The following is a 23334-nucleotide window of genomic DNA, read 5'->3' as shown; positions in this document are numbered from 1 at the left end:
CCCTTTTTTGGAGTGGTGATGATTACGCTTTCACGCCTTTACATCCATCCCGTTAAATCTATGCGCGGTCTGCAACTGTCACATGCGCAGGTGCTGGAAAGCGGTCTGGGCTTTGATCGCATCTTTATGGTGACCGAACGGGACGGCACGTTCGTGACCGCCCGCCAGTTTCCGGAAATGGTGCGCTTTACTCCGGCGCTGCTGCCGGACGGGCTGTTTCTGCAGGCAGCGGATGGTTCGCAGGCGCTGATCCGCTTCGCTGATTTCACTGCTGAGCAGTCACCCACCGAAGTCTGGGGCAACCATTTCACCGCGCATATTGCACCTGACGCGATCAACAGCTGGTTAAGCACCTTCTTCCCGCGTCCGGTGCAGCTGCGCTGGACCGGCGTGCAACCGACGCGCCGCGTGAAGCGTTTTGATCATGTGCCACTGAGTTTCGCCGACGGTTTTCCTTACCTGCTGGTGAATATGGCCTCGTTGCAGGATCTGCAACAGCGCTGTCCGGCCAGCGTGCGCGTTGAGCAGTTCCGTCCCAATCTGGTGGTGAGCGGCGCGGCCGCCTGGGAAGAAGATAGCTGGAAACGCCTGCAAATTGGCGAGATCACCTTTGAGATGCCGAAGCCGTGCAGCCGCTGCGTGTTTACTACCGTCGGTACCGAAAGCGGCCGTAAACATCCTGATGGCGAACCGCTCTCGACCTTGCAGGGTTTTCGCAGCGGGCAGGATGGCAGCGGCGATATCGATTTCGGCCTGAATTTGATCGCCCTTAATAGCGGCATTATTCGCGTCGGCGATGCGGTGACCATTATCGAGAAGCAAACCCCACGCGCTTACGGTGCGGGCGCCGTGGTCGAAACGCTGGCGCCAGCCGCCAGCAGCCACAGCGCGGTGAGCATCGATTATCAGGGTACGAGCTTTAGCGGCGATAATCAGCAAGTGCTGCTGGAACAGTTGGAAATGCAGGGTTTCCGCATTCCCTACTCGTGCCGCGCCGGGATTTGTGGCAGCTGCAAAGTGACGTTGGTGGCGGGTGAAGTGAAGGCACTGAAGAAAAGCGCGGTGCGCGCGGATGGTACCATCTTAAGCTGCAGCTGTATTCCGGCAGGCGATATCGAACTGGCGTAAGCCGATTACACCGCCCGCGCAAAGTGGGCGGTTTGTTCCTGCTGCTGCGGACGTAGACGATCGTTCATGATCTTAATCGCATCACCCAACTGCATACCTTTACCCGCCACGGTTAACGCGTTTTGCGCTAATAAGCACAGCGCGGCATTCTCACCGCTTTCAACCACAAACAGTTGTGCCTGTTCGCCGCTATCAGCCAGCGTCACCGCCACCATATCGCCCGCAGCGGGCTGCCAGCTGTGCGCGTGATTGGTGAAGTGCCAGCTTTTTGGCATCAGGGGTTTGAGAAAACGACTAGCCACCAGCGCGTTTAACACTAACTCCGCACGCTGATCGCCTTTTAATCCACTCTGACGGCAACGTTCTTCAAAGCTAAAATAGAGCGCGGCGTCATCAACACAAAAACCGCTGACATTAAAGGCATCAGGCGTCAGCATTTTGCGCGAGAAGCGCGAGCGAAATAACATGCCGTCGGCTAAATCCAGCATCATGCGGTCATGATCAGCGTCGAAATACCAACGCCAGTTGTCATCAGGTTTGATTTTCATGATCTGCCCTGTGGTTTATCGCTGCGCTAAACGGCGCTTAATTAAAAAATAAATCTGAGAAAAAGCTGAAAAAGGCATCAGCAGGACAAAATATAAACGAGCCGAAGGGATAAATAAACCCCTCGGCGCAGTAAAGTGGGAAATGTCTTAGAGGTGGGTCACGATATCTTTAATTAAGCCTGGGCCTTTATAAATAAATCCAGAGTATATCTGCACTAATGTTGCACCCGCGGTAATTTTCTCACGCGCAGAAACCAGCGAATCAATACCACCGACGCCGATAATAGGTAAGCGGCCCTGCAGCTCTTGCGCCAGGCGGCGAATCACTTCGGTGCTGCGTGACTGCACCGGACGACCACTTAATCCGCCCATTTCTTCGGCGTATTTAAGGCCGGTCACCAGCGAACGATCAAGCGTGGTATTGGTGGCAATCACACCATCAATATTGTGGCGCACCAAACTGTCGGCAACCTGGATCAATTCTTCTTCAGTCAGATCCGGCGCGATCTTTACCGCCACCGGCACATATTTAAGGTGCCTTTGTTGTAGTTCTTGCTGTTTTAATTTGATGGCAGAAAGAAGATCGTCCAGCGCTTCGCCATATTGCAGCGTGCGTAATCCTGGCGTGTTGGGTGACGAAATATTGATGGCGATATAACCGGCGTGGGCATATACCTTTTCCATGCAGATCAGATAATCGTCTTTGCCTTTCTCGACCGGCGTATCTTTATTTTTGCCAATATTGATGCCGAGAATGCCTTTAAAGCGCGACTTTTTAACGTTGGCAATCAGATGATCAACGCCGAGATTATTAAACCCCATGCGGTTAATAATCCCTTCGGCAGGCACTAAGCGGAACATACGCGGTTTATCATTTCCCGGTTGCGCCAGCGGCGTTACCGTTCCCACTTCGACAAAACCAAAGCCCATCGCGCCGAAGGCATCAATGCACTCGGCATTCTTATCGAGACCGGCCGCTAAGCCGAGCGCGTTCGGGAAGGTTAATCCCATGCAGGTTACCGGACGTGATGGCAGCGACTGGCGAATCAGCCCTTCCAGCGGGGTGCCGCTAATAAAACGCAGTTGTTGAAAGGTGAGTTCGTGCGCACGCTCAGGATCAAGCTTAAACAGCGCTGGCCGGACGATAGGATATAACATGCACTCTCCTCAATGACGGAAACCAGGGAAGTCGGGGTGCACGGGAAAATGTGCGCCAGAATGGTAAGGTGCGCTGGCGCAAAAGTAAATTGTTCTACTGCATCACAATTTGATCGTTATCAGCGTCGTGCAGAATAGCGGCCAAGCTGTTCGCGACACGCCTGCAAGCCACTGTAAATCGTCGGGCAATACCACATTAGCTTCAGACGCGCGCTATGCTGCAACACATTGCGCACCAGCTGATTCACCTGCGGTTGCCAATCCGTTGGGATCACCATGTGATTTTTGCGCATCTGCGCCAGGCAGCTGTGCATCACCGTTTGGTAATAGCTATCCAGCAACGCCGCATCCACCGGCAGTTGCCGATCGCGCAGGAACTGTTCGCTGCTTTCACGCGCAATAAAGTAATTTTTCACATAGGAAAAATCGCGCGTACTTTGCGACAGCGACGTCAGCATAAAGCGTTTGTAGTAGTAGCTTTGGCTGGTGCAATAAATGTTACGCGCCTGCAGATAGAGCGCAAACATGTAAGGCGCATCTTCATGGTTTTGAATCGGCAGAAACTGCAGCGCCAGTTGATCAATCAAGCGACGCGAAATGATGCTGCTCCACACGACGCGATGCGCCGACTGATGCTGCATCAGCGTACGTAAACTGGTGCTGCCGCCGGGCAGCAATCCACTGACATGACGCTGGTGAATGGTTTGATAGTGGCGCTGCGCGGCAGGCACATCAAAAAACATTTTCGCGCCAAAGCAGAACAGATCGATATCTTCATGGCGCGCCTGCACGCGACGGAAGTCGGCGAACAAGTCGGTGGAGACAAAATCATCGGCATCCATGAAGTAAACAAAATCACCGGTTGCGACAGAGAGCCCTTTCATACGCGCGGCGCTGACGCCGCCGCGCTCACCGCTTAGCAGGATTACCTGCGGATGCTGAGCCGCAAACGCCGTGAGCCAGGCTACGCTGCTGTCACTGGAACCATCGTCGATAACAATGATCTGTTCCGGCGGCGATGACTGACGCAGCAATGAACCCATCGCTTCTGGCAGCCAGGGCGCGCAATTCCAGTTCGGTATGATGACCGAAACCGTAGGGATACGGTGAGATGACATCATGCTCATCCTCTTTCCTCAACGTTAAACAACGGAATTCTGAGACGCTTCAACACCACACTGTGCAGCAGACAGCAGACGCCGAGATTGAACGCGCCAATCAAGCCAAGCCACAGCAGGTTGAGCCAGCGATTTTGGTTCCACTCGATCGGCAGCATGGTGCTCAGCCAGGCGACGACGGCAGAAACCGCCCAAATCAGCATCACGTCGCGGGTTAACCAGGTGAAATGAATGCCCGGCGCAAAGCGGCGATGCACCAGCCACGCCCAGCCCACCAGATAGAAGATGTTCTGGCCCAGCCACAGCCAACCGGTGCCCAGTGCGCCGTAGTGAATGGCGCACCAGATGTTGAGCGGCACCAGCAGCACGGCAAAGCAGGTGAAGCCTTTCATGTGCAGCTTGAGGTTGCCGTTGATGTATTGCAGGTGATAGAGCAAACCGCAGATAGCCTGAATGCCGCTGCCTAATGCGTACAGGCTAAGGACAAACGACATCTCATCAACAATCTGACTTTTCTGCGTCCACGCCCACAGCAGCGGGCCGGCGTAACAGGCGATGGTGATACTGAGCGGCGCCATAAAGATCGCCACCGCCTGCGTGGTGTAGCGGTAAAGTTTTAAGGACTCCGCATCGCCCTCTTTGCGGGTTTTCATGCCGGTCATGCGTGGCACGATGGCCTGCATGATCGGGCTACTCAGCAGCAGAATACCGGTCGCGGCGGTCGCCACCACGGTAAATGAACCGTATTCACTTAGCGGCAGCGTCTTGGAGAGCACCAATCGGTCGATTTGCGAAATAAAGGTCCACACCGCGCTGGAAAATGCCGCGCTGAGCGCAAAACGAATAAAGGGTTTCAGCACCTCTTTCAGATCGCCGCGCTTCTCTTTGCGCGCCGCTTTGGGGATCAGCTGGCAGGATTTGTAGATACAGCAGGCCGCTTCGGCAATCGACACCAGCAACTGCCAGACAAAAAACGCCAATACCGCATTAGAGAAGAATTGAATCACCAGCACCGCGCCAAAGGTGCGCAAGGTGGTGATAATCAGGTTGACGCCGTTCAGCCACACCTGATGTTCGAAGCCCACAATCACGCTGCGATACGGACTGGTGCGCCAGCGTATCGCCGCAGTGATCACCATAATCGCCACGGCAATCACCACATCGCCCGCCGGAAGATGACGCGCATCCAGCCAGTGCGTGGCAATCCACGGTGTCGCCAGCCAACCCAACACCACCAGCACAATCGTGGAGAACAGGAAGAATTTGGTCAGCGTGGCAAACAGCGCCGGGAACCAGACAAATTCCGCCTGATTAGCACGATAGCGCGCCGCTTCCCGCATCAAGGTGGTCGAAACACCGGCATCGAGTAATTGCAGCCAGGTTAATAAGATCGAAAAGAAGCCCACTAAACCGTAGGCTTCCATACCTAAGTGTTGAATATAAAGTGGTACAACCAAAATACCTGACAGCGTCAGATAGATTTGACCAACATAGTTGGCAATCGCGTTACGTTTTATAGACATAGGTGTTTTGGCATCTGGGGATTATCTCAGTGGCCTTAAGCGTGACATAAAAGTATTCACGCGCACACCGGAGTTATTCTTAAAATTAACGTTGGTGCTAAGCGCCCAGCTTTTTTCTCATTTTCATCATGGAGAAATAGATGTCAGGTTGTTTCAACATGAGTTTTTCCATTGCACCTTTGGCCGGGAAGTTTTCCGCAAAGTAGGTTAATGCATGGCGGGTATTATCTGAGAATTTATCGGCACCACTTAACTCGTGCTGGACTAATTGTAATAAGCCGCTGCGTAAATAACTTTCCCGATAGCGGTTTCGCTCCGGAATATAGTGTGACAATCGCGTGAGTTTTTCATAATCGGTAATAAATTGCTGATAGGTTAAGCGCGGCGAGGCTTCTACCTGAGTGGTCAGCGACGCTTCACTGGCGTAATCGAGCACCCACGCCGTTTGCGTATGCAGTAATCCGGCCAGCATCACATCCTGAATACGCGTCAGCGGCCCACCCGCGCGGGCCAGTCCAGCACGCAAGATCACCACAAAGCCGCCCTGCTGCCACCAGCGCTGCGCATGCAGTTGCTGAAACAGCTGCAGAGAAGAGTGTAAACCGTTCGCCAGCTCGCGCTTCGCCAGTGAGACCACAAAACAGTTTAGCTCGGGACGCTGGTCACTGAGCTTTGCCACGTCCTGCAGCAGGTTGGCCGGCAAGGCGCTGCGTTCCGCGCTGAACAGCAGGAAATCATCTTCAGCCGGCGTGCTGTGCGGAAAGGTCGGCAGCAATGAAGAGGTGAGATGCGATCCCGCAGCATCGGGTTGCAGCCAGTAACATACCAGCTCCTCTGCAGCGTTAGGCGAGGGTGAGATGCGATTGAAGGTGGCAGGCGCGACCCGCTGCTCAGTTAAATCCTGAGCAAATGAAGAACTACCCATATATATCTCCCTAAAAATAAATTGGTTTGCCGCAACGGCAGTTCACGCCACAAAACGCGGGCGTAAATAAATAAGTGAAATATCGTTATCGTGTTCTAGCGGAAATTAGCTCAACCGATTATAAACAGGCCTGGAATTGTAATTCCAACCGCGATTAGCATTAACATGTAACTTACGAAATTAATTGTTCAGCGCAGCTGCATGAAGTGTGATGTTGATCGGCGAAAATTTGCATGACTTGTAACAAGGGGATTGAATAGTGCGTATTTTATTAACCTTTATTCGCGTTTAGACATAAATTTCGTGAAATAAAAACCACGGTAAATTAGGAAATAAACAACTGTTGCTCAGTTTTATCCGATTCATGAGGGAGTGAATAGTGGAGAATTGTTTATCTTTTTCCATAACTTTCAATATCAAGCACTGCATGCAATCGGTAACTGCGCGGTCTGTATAAATATATTTCTCTGGTTACTACTCTGTTTTACCCATGCATCACGCCCTTTAATCATTAACGTCATTCACTGAGGCCGCAGGATTTATATAACTGCACCCTTGCAGCCTCGCTTTTCAGATTATACCTAAGCGCCTGAAACCTGCGTTTTCATCCCCCTCTTTATATGTCACTGGCTATCCCATTTTGCGACTTAGGATTACCAGATAAATCATTTAAGCCTCGCTGCCTGCTCTGACAGTATTGAACACATCAGTTCTGAATATCAGATAATCAATAACTTTCAGTTATAAGGAGTGACCATGCGGGTTATTACGCTGGCGGGCAGCCCTCGCTTCCCTTCACGCTCTACTGCGCTGCTGAGCCTGTGCCAGCACGCGCTGGAAGCACGCGGTGTCGAAGTTATTCCATGGAATATTCACAACTTCCAGCCTGAAGATTTGCTCTATGCACGCTTCGATTCTCCCGCATTGGCCGCGTTGAAAGCCGATTTGGCGCTGGCGGATGGCGTAATTGTCGCCACGCCTATTTATAAGGCTTCGTTCTCCGGCGCACTGAAAACCCTGCTGGATCTACTGCCCGAGCGCGCGCTGGAACACAAAGTAGTGCTGCCACTGGCCAGCGGCGGCAGCGCTTCACATCTGCTGGCGGTGGACTACGCGCTGAAGCCGGTACTCAACGCGCTAAAGGCGCAGGAAGTGTTGCACGGCGTGTTCGCCACTGACGGCCAGGTTACCGATTACGACCGCCAGCCGCTGCTCGATCCGCTGCTTTCGCAACGCATTGATGAAGCGCTGGATACCTTCTGGCACGCGCTGCATCGTCGCCACCCACCTTACGCACAAGCGGTATAAAGGAAGAGAGATGAAAAGGATATTGACGGGTTTACTCATGCCAGCCGTCGCGGCGCTGCTCACCTTGAGCGTGAGCGCACAGGCCGCCGACGCACCAGAACAGTTGCGCATCGGTTACCAGAAAGGTTCGGTGAGCATGGTATTGGCGAAAACCCACAAGCTGCTGGAGCAGCGCTTCCCGCACACCAATATAAAGTGGGTGGAATTCCCGGCGGGCCCGCAGATGCTCGAGGCGCTTAACGTCGATAGCATCGATTTGGGCAGCACCGGCGACATCCCGCCGCTGTTTGCGCAGGCCGCAGGTGCCGATCTGCTGTATGTCGGCTCGGAGCCACCCAAGCCGCAAGCCGAAGTGATTTTAGTGCCGAAAGACAGCCCGATTCACAGCGTGGCCGAACTGAAAGGCCATAAAGTGGCGTTCCAGAAAGGCTCCAGCTCGCACAACCTGCTGCTGCGTGCGCTGGAACAGGCCGGGCTGAGTTTTAAAGATATCCAGCCAACCTATCTGACGCCTGCCGATGCGCGCGCCGCGTTTCAGCAAGGTGATGTTGATGCCTGGGCAATTTGGGATCCTTATTACTCTGCCGCGCTGCTGCAAGGCAACGTGCGCGTGCTGGCCGACGGCAGCAAACTCAATCAAACCGGCTCCTTCTATTTAGCCACGCGCAAATACACCGAGGCGAACGGCGCCTTTGTGCAGCAGGTCCTGAATACCTTCAGCGAAGCCGATGCGTTAACGCGCAGCCAGCGCGACCAGAGTATCGATCTGCTGGCGAATGCGATGGGCTTACCGAAACCGGTGATTGCCAGCTATCTCGACCATCGTCCACCGACCACCATTACGCCGGTCAGCGCCCATACCGCGCAGGCCCAACAGCAAACGGCCGATCTGTTTTATGCCAATCATCTGATGCCGGTAAAAGTGAATATTGCTGACCGCATCTGGCATCCACAATCCGCCCAGCCTAAAGGAAATTAATCATGAGCGTATCCGTATTTTGGTTTCTCCCGACGCACGGCGATGGTCACTATCTCGGCACCGCGGAAGGTTCGCGCCCGGTTGATCATGGTTATCTGCAACAGATTGCGCAGGCAGCGGATCGCCTTGGCTTCGGCGGCGTGCTGATCCCCACCGGTCGCTCCTGTGAAGATGCCTGGCTGGTGGCGGCGTCATTGATTCCGGTTACGCAGCGTCTGCGTTTCCTCGTCGCACTGCGTCCGGGCGTGATTTCACCGACGCAGGCGGCGCGTCAGGCCGCCACGCTGGATCGTCTGTCGAATGGTCGCGCGCTGTTTAATCTGGTCACCGGCGGCGATCCGGAAGAGTTAGCCGGCGATGGCGTGTTCCTCGATCACCGTGAGCGCTATGAAGAGTCCGCTGAGTTTACCCGCGTCTGGCGGCGGGTGAGCGAAGGCGAAACCGTCGATTACGAAGGCAAGCATGTGAAGGTGCGCGGTGCGCGTCTGATGTTTAAAGCGGTGCAGGAACCGCGTCCGCCGCTGTGGTTTGGCGGATCATCAGATGCCGCGCAGGATCTGGCCGCTGAACAGGTCGATGTCTATCTCACCTGGGGCGAACCGCCGGCGTTAGTTAAAGAGAAGATTGAGCAAGTGCGCGCCAAAGCGGTGGCACAAGGCCGCACCGTGCGCTTCGGGATTCGTCTGCACGTGATTGTGCGCGAAACCAATGAAGAAGCGTGGCAAGCGGCGGATCGCCTGATTGCCCATCTCGACGATGCCACCATTGCCAAAGCGCAGGCCGCGTTTGCGCGCACCGATTCGGTGGGCCAGCAGCGTATGGCCGCACTGCACGGTGGACGTCGCGACAAGCTGGAGATCAGCCCGAATCTGTGGGCCGGTGTCGGCCTGGTGCGCGGCGGCGCAGGCACCGCGTTAGTGGGCGATGGCCCAACCGTGGCGGCGCGCATGCAGGAGTATCAGGATCTCGGCATCGAGACCTTTATTCTCTCCGGCTATCCGCATCTGGAAGAGGCTTATCGCGTAGGTGAGTTGCTGTTCCCGCACCTCGATTTGGCGATTCCGGAAGTGCCGAAGCCGCGCGTGGTGCAAGCGCACGGTGAAGCGGTGGCCAACGATTTCACGCCGCAAAAAGTGTCGCAGAGCTAAAGGAGCAGATGATGGCGAACGTTAAAACCAGGCTGACCAATGCTGTATTGCCGTGGGTGTTGCCGGTGGTGCTGATTGCGCTGTGGCAACTGGCATCGCAAGTGGGTTGGCTGTCGACGCGCATTTTGCCGTCGCCGGAAAACATCCTCATCACCTTCTGGAAGCTGACGGTGAGCGGAGAACTGTGGCAAAACCTGGCGATCAGCAGCTGGCGTGCCGCCATCGGTTTCTCTATTGGTGGCTCGATTGGTTTGATTCTGGGTTTGATTACCGGCACCTCGCGCGTCGGCGAACGCTTGCTGGATACCTCGGTGCAGATGCTGCGTAACGTGCCGCATCTGGCGCTGATTCCGCTGGTGATTTTATGGTTCGGCATCGACGAATCCGCCAAGATTTTCCTCGTGGCGCTGGGCACGCTGTTCCCGATTTACCTGAATACTTATCACGGCATTCGTAATATTGATCGGGGTTTGGTCGAGATGGCGCGCAGCTACGGCTTGTCTGGCTGGAGCCTGTTCATTCAGGTGATTCTGCCTGGTGCGCTGCCTTCGATTATGGTTGGCGTACGTTTTGCCCTTGGCCTGATGTGGCTGACGCTGATTGTCGCCGAAACCATTTCCGCTAACTCTGGCATTGGTTATCTGGCGATGAACGCCCGTGAATTCCTGCAAACCGACGTGGTGGTGGTGGCCATCATTCTCTATGCCCTGCTCGGCAAACTCGCCGACGTCGCGGCACAACTGCTGGAGCGCGTCTGGCTGCGCTGGCATCCGGCCTACCAAGTGAAGGAGAACGCATGAGCAACGCAACCCTAAATCCGGCGCGCTTAAATCGCGGTACGCCGGTTGGTGTGAATGGCGTCAGCAAGCAATATGGCGATCGCACCATCCTGAATAATATCGATCTGCATATTCCCTCTGGGCAGTTCGTCGCCGTGGTCGGCCGTAGCGGCTGCGGGAAAAGTACCTTGCTGCGCCTGCTGGCGGGTCTGGAATCCACCACGCGCGGGGCGTTGCTGGCGGGCAATGCGCCGTTATCCGAGGCACGCGAAGATACGCGTTTGATGTTCCAGGATTCACGCTTACTGCCGTGGAAAAAGGTGATTGATAACGTAGGGCTGGGACTGAAAGGCCGCGAATGGCGCGCCGCCGCGCTGGAAGCGCTCGAAGCGGTGGGATTGGCGGATCGCGCCAATGAATGGCCTGCCGCGTTATCCGGCGGACAGAAACAGCGTGTGGCGTTGGCGCGTGCGCTGATTCACCGCCCAGGTTTGCTGCTGCTCGACGAGCCGCTCGGGGCGCTGGATGCGTTGACGCGTATCGAAATGCAGGGATTGATTGAGTCGCTGTGGCAGCAGCATAACTTCACCGTGCTGCTGGTGACGCACGATGTCAGCGAAGCGGTAGCTATTGCCGATCGCGTATTGTTGATTGAGGAAGGCCAGATTGGCCTGGATTTGATCGTCGATTTACCGCGCCCACGCCGTCGCGGATCGGCACGTCTGGCAGAGCTGGAAGCGGAAGTGCTGGATCGGGTGATGAAGCGCGGCTCGTCAGAGCAGCCGTTGAAGTTTGCGCAGCAGAGTTAATTGAAGACGCGCGATAAATCGCGCCGCTACGGATGTGTGCATTTATTCGTAGCGGCGCAATTTATTGCGCATGGTTTTCTTACGCGTTTAACGCCTTGGTGATTTTCTCATACAGATCGCCCGACAGCTTATCCAGCCCTTGCAACGTTTCCAGCGCTTTACGCATCAGCGCCTGACGATCGGCATCGTAGCGTTTCAGGCGAATCAGCGGCTCAATCATGCGTGCAGCCACTTGCGGGTTGCGCGTGTTGAGATCGGTCAACATCTCCACCAGGAACTGATAACCGCTGCCATCTTTAGCGTGGAACGCCGCGGGATTACCAGACGCGAACGCACCAATCAGTGAACGGATGCGGTTCGGGTTGCCCATGGTGAACGAACGGTGATTCAGCAGCTCACGCACGTTGCTCAGCACGTCCGCCGCTGGGCTGGTGGCTTGCAGCACAAACCATTTATCCATCACCAGACCATCCTGATGCCAGCGCTCATCATAGGCCGCCAGCAGCGTATCGCGACATGGCAGGTTCGCCGCCACCGCGGCAGACAGCGCCGCTAACGCATCGGTCATGTTGTTTGCCTGCTGATATTGCGCCTGCACCAGCTTGTCCGCCTGTGCCGCATCGGCGAAGGCCAGATAACCGAGGCAGACATTTTTCAGCGTGCGCTTGCCAATCTCCGCGTGCTCAATTTTGTATTCGCTGCTTTGGTTGGCCAGATAGAGCGCAAAGAATTCGTCACTCAGCTCTTTAGCCAGCGTACGCACCAGCGCATCGCGCACCGCTGAGATCGCCAGCGGATCGATGACATCAAACAGCTCGGCGATTTCATTCTCAGACGGCAGCGAGAGAATCAACGCTTTCAGCGCCGGATCGCCCTGCTCATCCAGCAGCACCGCGCGGAACGCATCTGCCACATGCAGCGGCAGCGATAGCGGCTGGCCCTGCTGATGACGTGCGACGTTGAGGCGAATGTAGGTTGCCAGCAGGCTTTGCGCCGCATCCCAGCGCGCAAAGTCATTACGCGCGTGGCGCATCAGGAAGGTGAGTTGCGCATCGCTCCATTTGTAGTCGAGCTTCACGGGCGCAGAGAATTCACGCAGCAGCGATGGCACCGGCTGGAAGTAAACGTTATCGAAAATAAAGGTCTGGAACTCTTCGGTGACGTTCAGCACGTGATGCAACGGATGACCGTTATGCTGCAGCGGGATCACCTTGCCTTCGTTATCGTACAGTTCGATATCCAGCGGAATGTGCAGCGGCAGCTTCTCTTTCTGCTCGGCGGTGGCCGGCGTGCGCTGGGTGACGTGCAGCGTGTACTGTTCCAGCTCTGGATTGTAGTCATCGCGCACCGTCAGGATTGGCGTGCCCGCCTGGCTGTACCAGCGGCGGAACTGCGACAGATCGACGTTCGAGGCATCTTCCATCGCCTGCACGAAATCATCGCAGGTGGCGGCGCTGCCATCGTGACGCTCGAAATAGAGTTGCATGCCTTTCTGGAAATTCTCTTCGCCCAGCAAGGTGTGCATCATGCGGATCACTTCTGACCCTTTCTCATACACCGTTAAGGTGTAGAAGTTGTTCATTTCGATCACCTGATCCGGACGGATCGGATGCGCCATTGGGCTGGCGTCTTCCGCGAACTGCGCACCGCGCATCACACGTACGTTATCGATACGGTTCACCGCGCGCGAACCGAGATCGGAGCTGAACTCCTGATCACGGAATACTGTCAGCCCCTCTTTCAGGCTGAGCTGGAACCAGTCGCGGCAGGTCACGCGGTTGCCGGTCCAGTTGTGGAAATATTCGTGACCGATCACCGCTTCAATGCCGAGGTAATCTTTGTCGGTGGCGGTTTCGGCTTTCGCCAGCACATATTTGGAGTTGAAGACGTTAAGGCCTTTGTTCTCCATCGCCCCCATATTGAAGAAATCCACCGCGACGATCATAAAGATGTCGAGGTCGTACTCAAGGTTAAAGCGCTCTTCATCCCACTTCATGCTGGCTTTCAGCGAGGTCATCGCCCAATCAGCACGATCAAGGTTGCCGCGATCGACAAAGATCTCCAGCGCCACATCGCGGCCTGAACGCGTAGTAAAACTATCACGTAATACGTCGAAATCACCCGCCACCAGCGCAAACAGGTAGCACGGTTTCGGGAACGGATCTTGCCACTTCACCCAATGGCGGCCATCTTCATGGCGACCGCTCTCCAGCTTGTTACCGTTGGAGAGTAAATAAGGATAACGCGCGGCATCGGCAATAATGGTGGTGGTGAAGCGCGCCAGCACGTCTGGGCGATCGAGATACCACGTAATATGACGGAAACCTTCGGCTTCACATTGGGTACAGAGCGCATCGCCGGATTGGTATAACCCTTCCAGCGCGGTGTTTTTATCCGGATGAATGTCATTAATGATGGTCAGAGTGAAGTTGTCCGGCAACTGGTTGATGAACAACGCGCCCTCTTCTTCACGGTAATGCGGCCACGGATTGCCATCCACCGCCAGCGATACCAGCGTGAGGTCTTCGCCATCCAGACGCAGTTCCGCATCGGTAGCGCCCAAACGCTTCACCTGACTGACCGCCGTGACACGCGTCGAAGCCGCATCCAGATCAAAAGTCAGGTCGATATCGGTAATGGTGTAGTCCGGCGCACGGTAATCGTGGCGATATTTAATTTGCGGCTGTTGCGTCATGAGTCCTTCTCGCATCGTTAAATCGTTAATATGTTGACCCGTCAAAGTCTAAGCGGGTTGTGCCTCTGTTGCCACGGTCAATGCGTGCGTTCGTTGAAAAGGCTACAATTCATTAACAATGGCACAAATGACCCTCGACCTGCCACCCGCAATTATGGTGTGATCGCGGTCATTACTGTTTTATACTCCTGCGTCTTTATGACTTTGTTGAACACCGGGCTCTGCTCCGCGGAAGAGGATGCTGAAACGCACCATGACTGGACATGCTTCCCCGATTTTGACCACGCTGCTTGATACCGATGCGTATAAGCTTCACATGCAGCAGGCCGTCTATCATCGCTATTATGATGTCCCGGTTACGGCGGAATTTCGCTGCCGTGGCGACGAACTGCTCGGTATTTATGCGGACGAGATCCGCGCACAAATTGAAACCCTGCAAACGCTCGCCCTGAGCGACGATGAGTATCACTACCTCAGCGGGCTGCCTTTCTTCCAACGCGATTACCTTGACTGGCTACGCCAGTTCCGCCTCGATCCCTCACAAGTCAACGTACGTAACAACAACGGCCATCTGACCATTCAGATCAGCGGGCCGTGGCGTGAAGTTATTTTGTGGGAAGTGCCGTTGCTGGCGCTGATCAGTGAAGTGGTGCATCGCCACCGCACGCCGCAGATGGGTGTGGATCAGGCGGTTGCGCACTTGCAGCATAAGCTTACGAATTTCCGTCAGCAGGTCGGCGATTGGGATATGTCGCGCTTCCAGCTAATGGATTTCGGCACCCGCCGCCGTTACTCCAAAGCGGTACAGGAAGCGATCGTCGCTACGCTTAAAGCGGAGTTTCCGTGGCTGGTGGGCACCAGCAACTACGATTTGGCGCGTCGCCTACAGCTTAATCCGGTGGGTACACAAGCGCATGAATGGTTCCAGGCGCACCAGCAAATCAGCCCGGTATTGGCGAACAGCCAACGTGCGGCGCTGCAATCCTGGCTGGATGAGTATGACGATCAGTTAGGTATTGCTTTAACCGACTGCATCACTATGGATGCTTTCCTGCGTGATTTTGGCCCGGGCTTTGCGCATCGTTATCAAGGCCTGCGCCATGACTCCGGCGATCCGCTGGAATGGGGTGAAAAAGCCATTGCGCACTATCAGCGGCTGGATATCGATCCCAAAAGCAAAACGCTGGTGTTCTCGGATAACCTCAATCTGGACAAAGCGCTGGCGCTCTATCGTCACTTCGGCCAACGTGCCAACGTGGTGTTCGGTATCGGAACACGCCTGTCCTGCGATATTCCGGGCGTGACGCCGCTGAATATCGTGATCAAACTGGTGAGCTGCAATGGCAAACCGGTGGCAAAACTCTCCGACAGCCCCGGCAAAACCATTTGCCAGGATAAAGCCTTCGTGCGCGCCTTGCGCAAAGCCTTCGATCTGCCGCTGGTCAAAAGAGCCAGCTGATTCTTATATCAGGGCGCTTGCGCCCTGCTCTCACGCAACAAATCTCCTGTTTACCCGGCAATTTTGCTTGTTTCCTGTGGGCTCGCAAGTAACATAGCAAAACCCTGGAAAAGGGCTTTTATCCACCTTCTTTTATATATAGAGAGAACTTTATGAGCGTTGTGCCTGTAGCGGATGTACTGCACGGCCGTGTCGCGGTTGACAGTGAAGTCACCGTACGTGGTTGGGTGCGTACCCGAAGAGATTCCAAAGCTGGTCTTTCCTTTATCGCCGTTTACGACGGTTCCTGCTTTAATCCCGTTCAGGCCGTCGTCAATAATTCTCTGAATAATTATCAGGATGAAGTGCTGCGTCTGACCACCGGCTGCTCGGTAATCATTACCGGTAAAGTGGTCGAATCGCCAGGCGAAGGCCAGGCTTTCGAGCTGCAGGCGACTAACGTTGAAGTTACTGGCTGGGTTGACGATCCGGATACCTATCCGATGGCGGCGAAACGTCACAGCATCGAATACCTGCGTGAAGTGGCGCATCTACGTCCGCGTACCAACCTTGTAGGCGCTGTGGCGCGCGTGCGTCATACGCTGGCGCAGGCGCTGCATCGCTTCTTCCACGAAAACGGCTATTTCTGGGTTTCTACTCCGCTGATCACCGCTTCGGATACCGAAGGTGCCGGCGAGATGTTCCGCGTTTCGACGCTGGACCTGGAAAACCTGCCGCGCGATCCGCAGGGCAAAATTGATTTCGATAAAGACTTCTTCGGTAAAGAAGCCTTCCTGACCGTATCCGGCCAGCTCAACGCCGAAACTTACGCCTGTGCGCTGTCTAAGGTGTATACCTTTGGTCCCACTTTCCGCGCCGAAAACTCCAACACCAGCCGTCACCTGGCGGAATTCTGGATGCTGGAGCCGGAAGTGGCGTTCGCGACGCTGGATGATGCGGCCGCTTTGGCAGAATCTATGCTGAAGTATGTGTTCCAGGCTGTGCTGAACGAGCGCGCCGACGACATGGCGTTCTTTGCTGAGCGTGTAGACAAGGATGCGGTTGCGCGTCTGGAGCGCTTCGTACAGACCGACTTTGCTCAGGTGGATTACACCGATGCGGTTGAAATCCTGCTGAAAAGCGGCCAGAGCTTCGAGAACCCGGTTTCCTGGGGCGTTGATCTCTCATCCGAACACGAGCGTTATCTCGCAGAGCAGCACTTCAAAGCGCCGGTGGTGGTGAAAAATTACCCGAAAGACATTAAAGCCTTCTATATGCGCATGAACGAAGATGGCAAAACCGTGGCGGCGATGGATGTTCTCGCGCCAGGCATCGGCGAAATCATCGGGGGTTCACAGCGTGAAGAGCGTCTGGATGTGCTGGATGCACGTCTGGCAGAAATGGGCCTCAATAAAGAAGATTATTGGTGGTATCGTGACCTTCGCCGTTACGGCACCGTGCCACATGCCGGCTTTGGATTAGGTTTCGAACGATTAATCGCCTATGTCACCGGCGTACAAAATGTAAGGGATGTTATCCCCTTCCCACGTACTCCTCGCAACGCGAATTTCTAAATTTAGCGATTAATTATAAGTAATTCATATATATAAAGAGGTCGGCCTAGCCGGCCTTTTTTTATTTTTGTAAATTTAGAGTTCTCTCACAAAGTTCCCGAATTCTTACAAATTGTCATACAATTTTTCCTTTTGATACTTAATTGCGAGATTTGAATCATCTTCGGGCTAGAATTAGCAACCCTGTGATGGAAAGATGCGTGCAGACACAGGAGACATCAAACTTCTTTCAAGGTTCTGTAAAGATTTCTTGGCAGCAGTGGCAGATGTCCAAATAACTCCAATGAGGGTAATAAAAAATGATGAAGCGCAACATTCTTGCAGTGGTTATCCCTGCTCTGTTAGCTGCCGGCGCAGCAAACGCAGCAGAAATCTATAATAAAGACGGCAACAAGCTGGACCTGTACGGTAAAGCTGTTGGTCTGCACTATTTCTCGGATGACTCTGGCAGCGACGGCGACCAGACTTATGTTCGCTTCGGCTTCAAGGGTGAAACCCAGATTAATGACCAACTGACCGGTTACGGCCAGTGGGAATACAACGTTCAGGCTAACAACTCTGAAGGTTCTGATGCACAAGACGGCAACAAAACCCGTCTGGGCTTCGCAGGTCTGAAATTTGGCGATGCGGGTTCAATCGATTACGGTCGTAACTACGGCGTTGTATATGACGCAATCGGCTGGACTGACGTTCTGCCAGAATTCGGTGGTGACTCAGGTTACTCAGACAACTTCATGAACGGTCGTAGCACCGGTCTGCTGACCTACCGTAACACCAACTTCTTCGGTCTGGTTGACGGCTGGAACTTCGCAGTACAGTACCAGGGCAAAAACGATCGTTCTGATATCCGCCGTGCAAACGGTGACGGTTATGGCCTGTCAACATCTTACACTTCACCAATCGGTGTTGGTGTAGCTGCAGCGTATAGCAGCAGCGACCGTACTAACCTGCAGTCTGCTGGTTCAGTAGTCGATAGCGATGGTGATGTAGTAGCGACTAACATCGGTGCAGGTAAGCGTGCTGAAAACTGGGCAACCGCTCTGAAATATGACGCAAACAACGTATACCTGGCTGCAATGTACGGTGAAACCCGTAACTCAACGCCAATCTCTGGTGCACAAGCTACCCTGGCTGACGGTACTCAGGCTACCGTTTCTGGCTTCGCTAACAAAGCTCAGAACTTCGAAGTTGTTGCACAATACCAGTTCGACTTCGGTCTGCGTCCGTCCATCGCCTACGTTCAGTCTAAAGGCAAAGACATCGAAGGCGTTGGCGATGCTGACCTGGTTAAATACATCGATGTGGGCGCAACCTACTACTTCAACAAAAACATGGCTACCTATGTTGATTACAAAATCAACCAGTTGAACGATGACAACCCACTGGGTCTGGCTACCGACGACGTAGTAGCTGTTGGTCTGGTTTACCAGTTCTAATCGCCCGATTAGCATTGCGTAATACCTAAAAACGGAGCCCTCGGGCTCCGTTTTGCATTTCAGTGATCGGCTTCGCAATTAGCTTTTCTACTTTTTCTCACCGATATATTTCTTTTTTATATCAGCGGTTGGCAAGCGTGCCGACTGACGTTAACCTGATAGCTCATTTCGCTAAAGTTCACCTAAACGGAACTGACTCATGTTTGAATCGATCTCTGCCGCACCCGCCGATCCTATTCTGGGACTGGCTGACCTTTTTCGTGCCGATGACCGGCCGAATAAAATCAATCTTGGCATTGGTGTTTATAAAGATGAAACCGGTAAAACGCCGGTCCTCACCAGTGTTAAAAAAGCTGAGCAGTATTTGCTGGAAAATGAAACCACCAAGAACTACCTGAGCATTGATGGTCTGGCGGATTTCGCACGATGCACGCAGGAGTTGCTGTTCGGCAAAGAGAGCGCGCTGATTTCTGCGGGTCGCGCATGTACCGCACAAACGCCAGGCGGCACCGGCGCCCTGCGCGTAGCGGCAGATTTTCTGGCAAACCAGACCAGCGTCAAGCGCGTTTGGGTGAGCAACCCAAGCTGGCCGAACCATAACAATGTCTTCAACGCTGCTGGCCTTGAAGTGTGTGATTACGATTATTACGATGCCGCAAGCCACAGCCTGGATTTCGACGCCATGGTGGCATCGCTGCAGGAAGCCAAAGCAGGCGATGTAGTGCTGTTCCACGGCTGCTGCCACAACCCAACTGGCGTTGATCCGTCTGCAGAGCAATGGCAACAGCTGGCGCAACTGTCGCTAGAGAAAGGATGGTTGCCGCTGTTTGATTTCGCCTATCAGGGCTTTGCTCGCGGTCTGGATGAAGATGCGCAAGGGCTGCGTATTTTTGCCGCTTCACATCAGGAACTGATTGTTGCCAGCTCTTACTCGAAGAACTTCGGTTTGTATAATGAGCGTGTAGGTGCATTAACGCTGGTTGCAGCGAGCAGCGACGTGGCCAAAACTGCGTTTAGCCAGGTGAAATACACCATTCGCGCCAACTACTCTAACCCGCCGTCACACGGCGCGGCGGTCGTCGCCACCATCCTCAGCAATGACGCGCTGCGCACCATCTGGATTCAGGAGCTGGCCGATATGCGTCAGCGCATCCAGCGCATGCGTCAGCTGTTTGTGAACACACTGGCGGAGAAAGGCGCTAATCAAGACTTTAGCTTCATCATCAAGCAGAACGGCATGTTCTCATTCAGCGGCCTGACCAAAGATCAGGTAGTGCGTCTGCGTGAGGAGTTTGGCGTGTATGCGGTGAACTCGGGTCGCGTTAACGTGGCAGGCATGACGCCAGACAATATGTCGGCGCTGTGTGAGGCGATTGTCGCAGTTTTATAAATCAGGCGGCAAATAACGACAAATGGGCCAAAAGGGCCCATTTTTTTATTCTTGCAGGAACGGATTGCTGATGCGTTCGCGGCCTAGCGTTGAGATAGGCCCGTGACCCGGTACGAAAGTCACATCATCGCCTAGCGGCAACAGCTTGGTTCTAATCGCATCGATCAGGTCGCTGTGGCTGCCCTGCGGGAAATCGGTGCGTCCAACGCCACCGTTGAAAATCACATCTCCTGAAATCAGAAGACGCCCTAAACGATCGAAGAACACAATATGTCCCGGCGTATGGCCCGGACAAAGCAGCACTTCCAGCGTGACATTGCCAACCTGTACAGTTTCACCCTCTTCCAGCCAGCGATCGGGCGTGAGCGGCGCGCACTCAGGCAAACCGAACATGCGGCTTTGTGTGGGCAGATTATCTAACCAGAAAGCATCGAGCGGATGCGGACCGACAATGGGCACCTGATAATGTGCCGCTAGCTCGGCAGCGGCACCAGCATGATCAAGATGTCCATGCGTGAGCAGGATGTGCGACGGCGTTAAACCACGTTCTGCCAGCACGGCTTTGATGGTTTCCGCATCGCCGCCGGGATCGACCAGTGCGGATTGTTGGGTTTCGTCATCCCATATAACTGAACAGTTTTGGGAAAAAGCCGTAACCGGAATAATTTGGTAGTTCATAGCGCTCCATGACCGACACACGCAGCGCTGCCGGTATCAGGACCAGTGCCTTGCGGGCCCGGTATCTATGTGTACGAAGTTGCTGCGCGGGTAATATCCTACACCACCGGCGCGCATAGATAACGCCGCTTTGCGAACATTGCTCAACGAAATTCCCTCAATGTGGAAATCCATCGCTTGTCCTTTAGTGTGATAGCTTTTTTTCGCCACGCCCGGGCCCGATTCACGCAGCATGGTGTTGGTGGCTAAGGTGCGGTAACCCGAGATCAACTGCACCGGCTTGCGCGTATCCAGCAATGTTTGCAGGCGGTAAAGCTGGTCAAAAAGATGGGGATCGATGGTCTTCACCTGATTGGCGCGGTAATCACGAAAGAAGTGATTTAAGCGGGCTAACTCATCCTTGTCATAACGCTTACCGTTAAAAAACTCTGTTTTAAGGGTTTCACCGGTGTGAAGGTTACTAAGCGTCAATACTCGTGGGCGGGCGGTGGAAAGCGAAGCCAGAGCGGAGCCAGGAAGCAGTGATAATCCTGCTGCTGCGCCTCCAATCAAGAGTAATCGACGACGTTGAGAATCAATATTAGCCATGAAGCGAGGTTACCTAATCTAAAGCGGATAAAATATGTGCGAAAAGTACACAAGGCCGAACATTAACGTCCGCCTAAGACTCAGTCAACCCAGAATATGTTGCAGAAGACCAAAACCAGCTCAAAATCAAATTTTCGAGACTGGTCTTGGTTAAATTCATGTGAAGAGAAAACAGCCAAATCAATTACTAGAGTAACAACTGACCGGCTTTATGCAGTACCTGACTACCGGAACGGGCGGGATTATCATAATTGTAAATATCTGTACGATATTGCGGCTGGCCGTCATCTGCGACCCATGCGGTTAAATAGTAAAGGTTCACAGGAATACGATGGCGAATCGGCACGTAACGGGTATTTCCCTCTTTCAAGGTGTCTGAGATACGGCCGTCGTTCCAGCCCACATCCTGCAACAGCAGATCGGCCAGTTCTGAGGCTTTATTCACGCGCACACAGCCCGAACTGAGCGCACGAATATCGCGCTGGAACAGGTTATGGTTCGGCGTATCGTGCAGATAAATCGCATCCGAACTCGGCATGTTGAATTTGTAGCGACCCAGTGAGTTGGTTGCGCCCGGCGCCTGTCGAATGCGATACGGGAAGCTCGCGGCCGACACCATACGCCAGTCAATCATCGAAGGATCGATCACTTCCGCATCCGCACTCCAGCCCGACAACAGCGTATAACCGTGCTTATACAGATAAGTCGGATCCTGTTTCACCTTCGGCACAATATCCTGGCGCACCAGCGTGGTTGGCACGTTCCACGGTGGATTGAGCACCACATTATTCAGCGCGCTTCGCATCAGCGGCGTTTTGCGGTCAGGACGACCCACAATCACGCGTGATGACAAAATGGTGGCGCCGTTGTTGTAGTAGGTCAGCGAATAGTTGGGAATGTTCACCATGATGCCGTTATGCATATCATCCGGTAGCAGACGCAGGCGCTGGATGTTGAGCGCCAGCAGCGAAGCACGCATCTGCGGCGGCACATTCAGCCATTCACGGGTACGCGGACCAATTGCGCCGTCATCGGCCAATCCCTGCCAGTGCTGGAAGCGTTTAACGCCCTCCACCAGCGCAGCGTCATAGACGTTGGGTCCGGTTGCCGTCGGATTGGCAGCCACATTATTGGCCACTTCAGGCGTCGCCGCGAGAGCCGGAGCCGCATCAATATCATCAAAGTTTGCTGCAGACGGGCTCACCGCCACCGGCTGATTGCTTTGGCTCAACGGAACCGGCGCAGTTGGCACCGCGTCTTCCGCCGGCGTTGGCGTAGTACTATGGCTGGCGGTCAACATGCCGGTGCGTTGCAGAATCTCACGCAGCGCAGGCACATCATTACTGATCTGCCCTGGGCGTAGCGTAACGGTATCACGCAGCTGTGGCCATGGGCGATCGTCGGTGAGTAGCGTTTTCAGCGCATTATGCATCGGCGCATATTGCGGATGCTGCGGTTGCAACGAGACCACAAAAGTCCGGCTGCCGCCGCCGTTCACCGCATTTTGCCATTGATTGATGGCCGCCAGAGATGGCATGGTCAGCTTGTAAGGAACATTGCTGTAGAGCCAGGTTTCGCCCTGTGTCGGCACATTGGCAACAAACTGCAGATAACCAAGCATCGCATCACTGAGCACGATGTCGCGCGCCAGGCCTTTGATGTTCGGATTGGTCAGACGCTCAACCCAGCGGGTGAATTGCGGCTGCACGCCAGAGAGCGCCACTTCCGCCAATTGCTGCTGGAAAGCCTGCACCGCTTGCGGGTCTTGCCACAGCGGAGCCATATCGCGCGACGCATAAATACCGGCTAAACCGGGCAAATAGAAAGGTTGTTCAGTGGCGCTGAACGCCTGCTGAATCTGCTGCTGGCTGGCAGCAACCGACATCGAACTGTGGTGCGTTGAATTGGGTAGCGTGGAGGTGATGGCCGCATGGCTCACAGCCAGCGGCGATAGTACCAGTGACAAACCGAGTGCTACTGCAGCACGACTCATTTTGCTCTTATTGTTTAGCAACATCCCTGCCCCCTTCTCACCAATGACATAGCGCCCTGTGATCGCCATGTACAGCCATACTCATAATGTTGAGTATACGAATAAAAAACGGCATCTGC

General features: G+C 54.3%; 19 protein-coding genes. 10 read left to right on the top strand and 9 right to left on the bottom strand.

Going from position 1 to position 23334, the window contains the following annotated elements; genetic code table 11:
• The first annotated feature begins 18 nt into the window (after nucleotides 1-18).
• Complete coding sequence (locus tag P6287_RS06995; RefSeq protein ID WP_277974712.1) at nucleotides 19-1128, top strand: YcbX family protein; 1110 nt, start codon at nucleotides 19-21, stop codon at nucleotides 1126-1128.
• A gap of 5 nt (nucleotides 1129-1133) precedes the next feature.
• Here the strand turns inward: P6287_RS06995 and P6287_RS06990 are convergent, their stop codons facing one another.
• The 5 genes from P6287_RS06990 to P6287_RS06970 all read right to left on the bottom strand — a co-directional run bounded on the left by P6287_RS06990 (nucleotide 1134) and on the right by P6287_RS06970 (nucleotide 6400).
• A complete protein-coding gene (locus P6287_RS06990) occupies nucleotides 1134-1676 on the bottom strand; it encodes a cell division protein ZapC (protein ID WP_101760931.1) in 543 nt (180 codons plus the stop codon).
• 147 nt (nucleotides 1677-1823) lie between these two features.
• Nucleotides 1824-2834: a quinone-dependent dihydroorotate dehydrogenase gene (gene pyrD, locus P6287_RS06985; protein WP_192234385.1), complete on the bottom strand. Its 1011-nt coding sequence runs from the start codon at nucleotides 2832-2834 to the stop codon at nucleotides 1824-1826.
• Nucleotides 2835-2953: 119 nt separating this feature from the next.
• Nucleotides 2954-3955 (bottom strand): glycosyltransferase, encoded by a 1002-nt coding sequence (locus tag P6287_RS06980; RefSeq protein ID WP_225614528.1) that lies wholly within the window; start codon nucleotides 3953-3955, stop codon nucleotides 2954-2956.
• A 2-nt stretch (nucleotides 3956-3957) separates the two neighbouring features.
• Nucleotides 3958-5475, bottom strand: coding sequence for an oligosaccharide flippase family protein (locus P6287_RS06975; RefSeq protein ID WP_277974711.1), 1518 nt, complete (start codon nucleotides 5473-5475; stop codon nucleotides 3958-3960).
• Between the two features lie 97 nt (nucleotides 5476-5572).
• Complete coding sequence (locus tag P6287_RS06970) at nucleotides 5573-6400, bottom strand: hypothetical protein (RefSeq protein ID WP_192413842.1); 828 nt, start codon at nucleotides 6398-6400, stop codon at nucleotides 5573-5575.
• Between the two features lie 756 nt (nucleotides 6401-7156).
• Here P6287_RS06970 and ssuE point away from each other — a divergent pair.
• From ssuE to ssuB, 5 genes are read left to right on the top strand one after another with little or no spacing between them, the layout of a single operon-like run.
• A complete protein-coding gene (gene ssuE / locus P6287_RS06965) occupies nucleotides 7157-7708 on the top strand; it encodes an NADPH-dependent FMN reductase (protein WP_101760936.1) in 552 nt (183 codons plus the stop codon).
• Between the two features lie 10 nt (nucleotides 7709-7718).
• Nucleotides 7719-8687, top strand: a complete 969-nt coding sequence (locus P6287_RS06960; RefSeq protein ID WP_137385505.1) for a sulfonate ABC transporter substrate-binding protein — start codon at nucleotides 7719-7721, stop codon at nucleotides 8685-8687.
• 2 nt (nucleotides 8688-8689) lie between these two features.
• Entirely contained in the window at nucleotides 8690-9835 is a 1146-nt protein-coding gene (gene ssuD, locus P6287_RS06955) for an FMNH2-dependent alkanesulfonate monooxygenase (RefSeq protein WP_192413844.1), read from the top strand.
• A gap of 11 nt (nucleotides 9836-9846) precedes the next feature.
• Nucleotides 9847-10635, top strand: coding sequence for an aliphatic sulfonate ABC transporter permease SsuC (ssuC, locus tag P6287_RS06950; RefSeq protein ID WP_101760938.1), 789 nt, complete (start codon nucleotides 9847-9849; stop codon nucleotides 10633-10635).
• Nucleotides 10632-11423, top strand: coding sequence for an aliphatic sulfonates ABC transporter ATP-binding protein (gene ssuB, locus P6287_RS06945; protein WP_101760939.1), 792 nt, complete (start codon nucleotides 10632-10634; stop codon nucleotides 11421-11423). Before ssuC ends, ssuB begins: the two co-directional genes overlap by 4 nt.
• A 79-nt stretch (nucleotides 11424-11502) precedes the next feature.
• Here the strand turns inward: ssuB and pepN are convergent, their stop codons facing one another.
• Nucleotides 11503-14118: an aminopeptidase N gene (pepN, locus tag P6287_RS06940; RefSeq protein WP_277974710.1), complete on the bottom strand. Its 2616-nt coding sequence runs from the start codon at nucleotides 14116-14118 to the stop codon at nucleotides 11503-11505.
• Between the two features lie 253 nt (nucleotides 14119-14371).
• On the opposite strand from pepN, the gene pncB reads away from it, so the two are divergent.
• The 4 genes from pncB to P6287_RS06920 all read left to right on the top strand — a co-directional run bounded on the left by pncB (nucleotide 14372) and on the right by P6287_RS06920 (nucleotide 19956).
• Entirely contained in the window at nucleotides 14372-15577 is a 1206-nt protein-coding gene (gene pncB / locus P6287_RS06935) for a nicotinate phosphoribosyltransferase (protein ID WP_217547552.1), read from the top strand.
• Between the two features lie 152 nt (nucleotides 15578-15729).
• Nucleotides 15730-17130: an asparagine--tRNA ligase gene (gene asnS / locus P6287_RS06930; RefSeq protein ID WP_101760942.1), complete on the top strand. Its 1401-nt coding sequence runs from the start codon at nucleotides 15730-15732 to the stop codon at nucleotides 17128-17130.
• Nucleotides 17131-17429: 299 nt separating this feature from the next.
• Nucleotides 17430-18566 carry a porin OmpF gene (ompF, locus tag P6287_RS06925; RefSeq protein WP_277974709.1) on the top strand — a complete coding sequence of 379 codons (1137 nt, stop codon included), beginning with the start codon at nucleotides 17430-17432 and terminating at the stop codon, nucleotides 18564-18566.
• A 199-nt stretch (nucleotides 18567-18765) separates the two neighbouring features.
• Entirely contained in the window at nucleotides 18766-19956 is a 1191-nt protein-coding gene (locus P6287_RS06920) for an amino acid aminotransferase (protein WP_192413848.1), read from the top strand.
• A gap of 45 nt (nucleotides 19957-20001) precedes the next feature.
• Here the strand turns inward: P6287_RS06920 and P6287_RS06915 are convergent, their stop codons facing one another.
• From P6287_RS06915 to ldtD, 3 genes are all read right to left on the bottom strand, one after another.
• Nucleotides 20002-20634, bottom strand: coding sequence for an MBL fold metallo-hydrolase (locus tag P6287_RS06915; RefSeq protein WP_277974708.1), 633 nt, complete (start codon nucleotides 20632-20634; stop codon nucleotides 20002-20004).
• A gap of 36 nt (nucleotides 20635-20670) precedes the next feature.
• Nucleotides 20671-21222: a YcbK family protein gene (locus P6287_RS06910; protein ID WP_101760946.1), complete on the bottom strand. Its 552-nt coding sequence runs from the start codon at nucleotides 21220-21222 to the stop codon at nucleotides 20671-20673.
• A 187-nt stretch (nucleotides 21223-21409) separates the two neighbouring features.
• Entirely contained in the window at nucleotides 21410-23239 is a 1830-nt protein-coding gene (ldtD, locus tag P6287_RS06905; RefSeq protein ID WP_277974707.1) for a L,D-transpeptidase, read from the bottom strand.
• Nucleotides 23240-23334 lie beyond the last annotated feature (95 nt).

The organism is Pantoea sp. X85, assembly GCF_029623675.1.
Classification (GTDB): domain Bacteria; phylum Pseudomonadota; class Gammaproteobacteria; order Enterobacterales; family Enterobacteriaceae; genus Pantoea; species Pantoea leporis.
Note: the sequence above shows the minus strand (reverse complement) of the source record. Positions and strands in the feature narration are given on the sequence as shown.

What these genes read in the sequence shown, in the direction of transcription:
- P6287_RS06995 (WP_277974712.1), top strand. Translation starts at nt 19, where the DNA reads ATGATTACGCTTTCACGCCTTTACATCCATCCCGTTAAATCTATGCGC.
- P6287_RS06990 (WP_101760931.1), bottom strand. Translation starts at nt 1,676, where the DNA reads ATGAAAATCAAACCTGATGACAACTGGCGTTGGTATTTCGACGCTGAT.
- pyrD (WP_192234385.1), bottom strand. Translation starts at nt 2,834, where the DNA reads ATGTTATATCCTATCGTCCGGCCAGCGCTGTTTAAGCTTGATCCTGAG.
- P6287_RS06980 (WP_225614528.1), bottom strand. Translation starts at nt 3,955, where the DNA reads ATGATGTCATCTCACCGTATCCCTACGGTTTCGGTCATCATACCGAAC.
- P6287_RS06975 (WP_277974711.1), bottom strand. Translation starts at nt 5,475, where the DNA reads ATGTCTATAAAACGTAACGCGATTGCCAACTATGTTGGTCAAATCTAT.
- P6287_RS06970 (WP_192413842.1), bottom strand. Translation starts at nt 6,400, where the DNA reads ATGGGTAGTTCTTCATTTGCTCAGGATTTAACTGAGCAGCGGGTCGCG.
- ssuE (WP_101760936.1), top strand. Translation starts at nt 7,157, where the DNA reads ATGCGGGTTATTACGCTGGCGGGCAGCCCTCGCTTCCCTTCACGCTCT.
- P6287_RS06960 (WP_137385505.1), top strand. Translation starts at nt 7,719, where the DNA reads ATGAAAAGGATATTGACGGGTTTACTCATGCCAGCCGTCGCGGCGCTG.
- ssuD (WP_192413844.1), top strand. Translation starts at nt 8,690, where the DNA reads ATGAGCGTATCCGTATTTTGGTTTCTCCCGACGCACGGCGATGGTCAC.
- ssuC (WP_101760938.1), top strand. Translation starts at nt 9,847, where the DNA reads ATGGCGAACGTTAAAACCAGGCTGACCAATGCTGTATTGCCGTGGGTG.
- ssuB (WP_101760939.1), top strand. Translation starts at nt 10,632, where the DNA reads ATGAGCAACGCAACCCTAAATCCGGCGCGCTTAAATCGCGGTACGCCG.
- pepN (WP_277974710.1), bottom strand. Translation starts at nt 14,118, where the DNA reads ATGACGCAACAGCCGCAAATTAAATATCGCCACGATTACCGTGCGCCG.
- pncB (WP_217547552.1), top strand. Translation starts at nt 14,372, where the DNA reads ATGACTGGACATGCTTCCCCGATTTTGACCACGCTGCTTGATACCGAT.
- asnS (WP_101760942.1), top strand. Translation starts at nt 15,730, where the DNA reads ATGAGCGTTGTGCCTGTAGCGGATGTACTGCACGGCCGTGTCGCGGTT.
- ompF (WP_277974709.1), top strand. Translation starts at nt 17,430, where the DNA reads ATGATGAAGCGCAACATTCTTGCAGTGGTTATCCCTGCTCTGTTAGCT.
- P6287_RS06920 (WP_192413848.1), top strand. Translation starts at nt 18,766, where the DNA reads ATGTTTGAATCGATCTCTGCCGCACCCGCCGATCCTATTCTGGGACTG.
- P6287_RS06915 (WP_277974708.1), bottom strand. Translation starts at nt 20,634, where the DNA reads ATGAACTACCAAATTATTCCGGTTACGGCTTTTTCCCAAAACTGTTCA.
- P6287_RS06910 (WP_101760946.1), bottom strand. Translation starts at nt 21,222, where the DNA reads ATGGCTAATATTGATTCTCAACGTCGTCGATTACTCTTGATTGGAGGC.
- ldtD (WP_277974707.1), bottom strand. Translation starts at nt 23,239, where the DNA reads ATGTTGCTAAACAATAAGAGCAAAATGAGTCGTGCTGCAGTAGCACTC.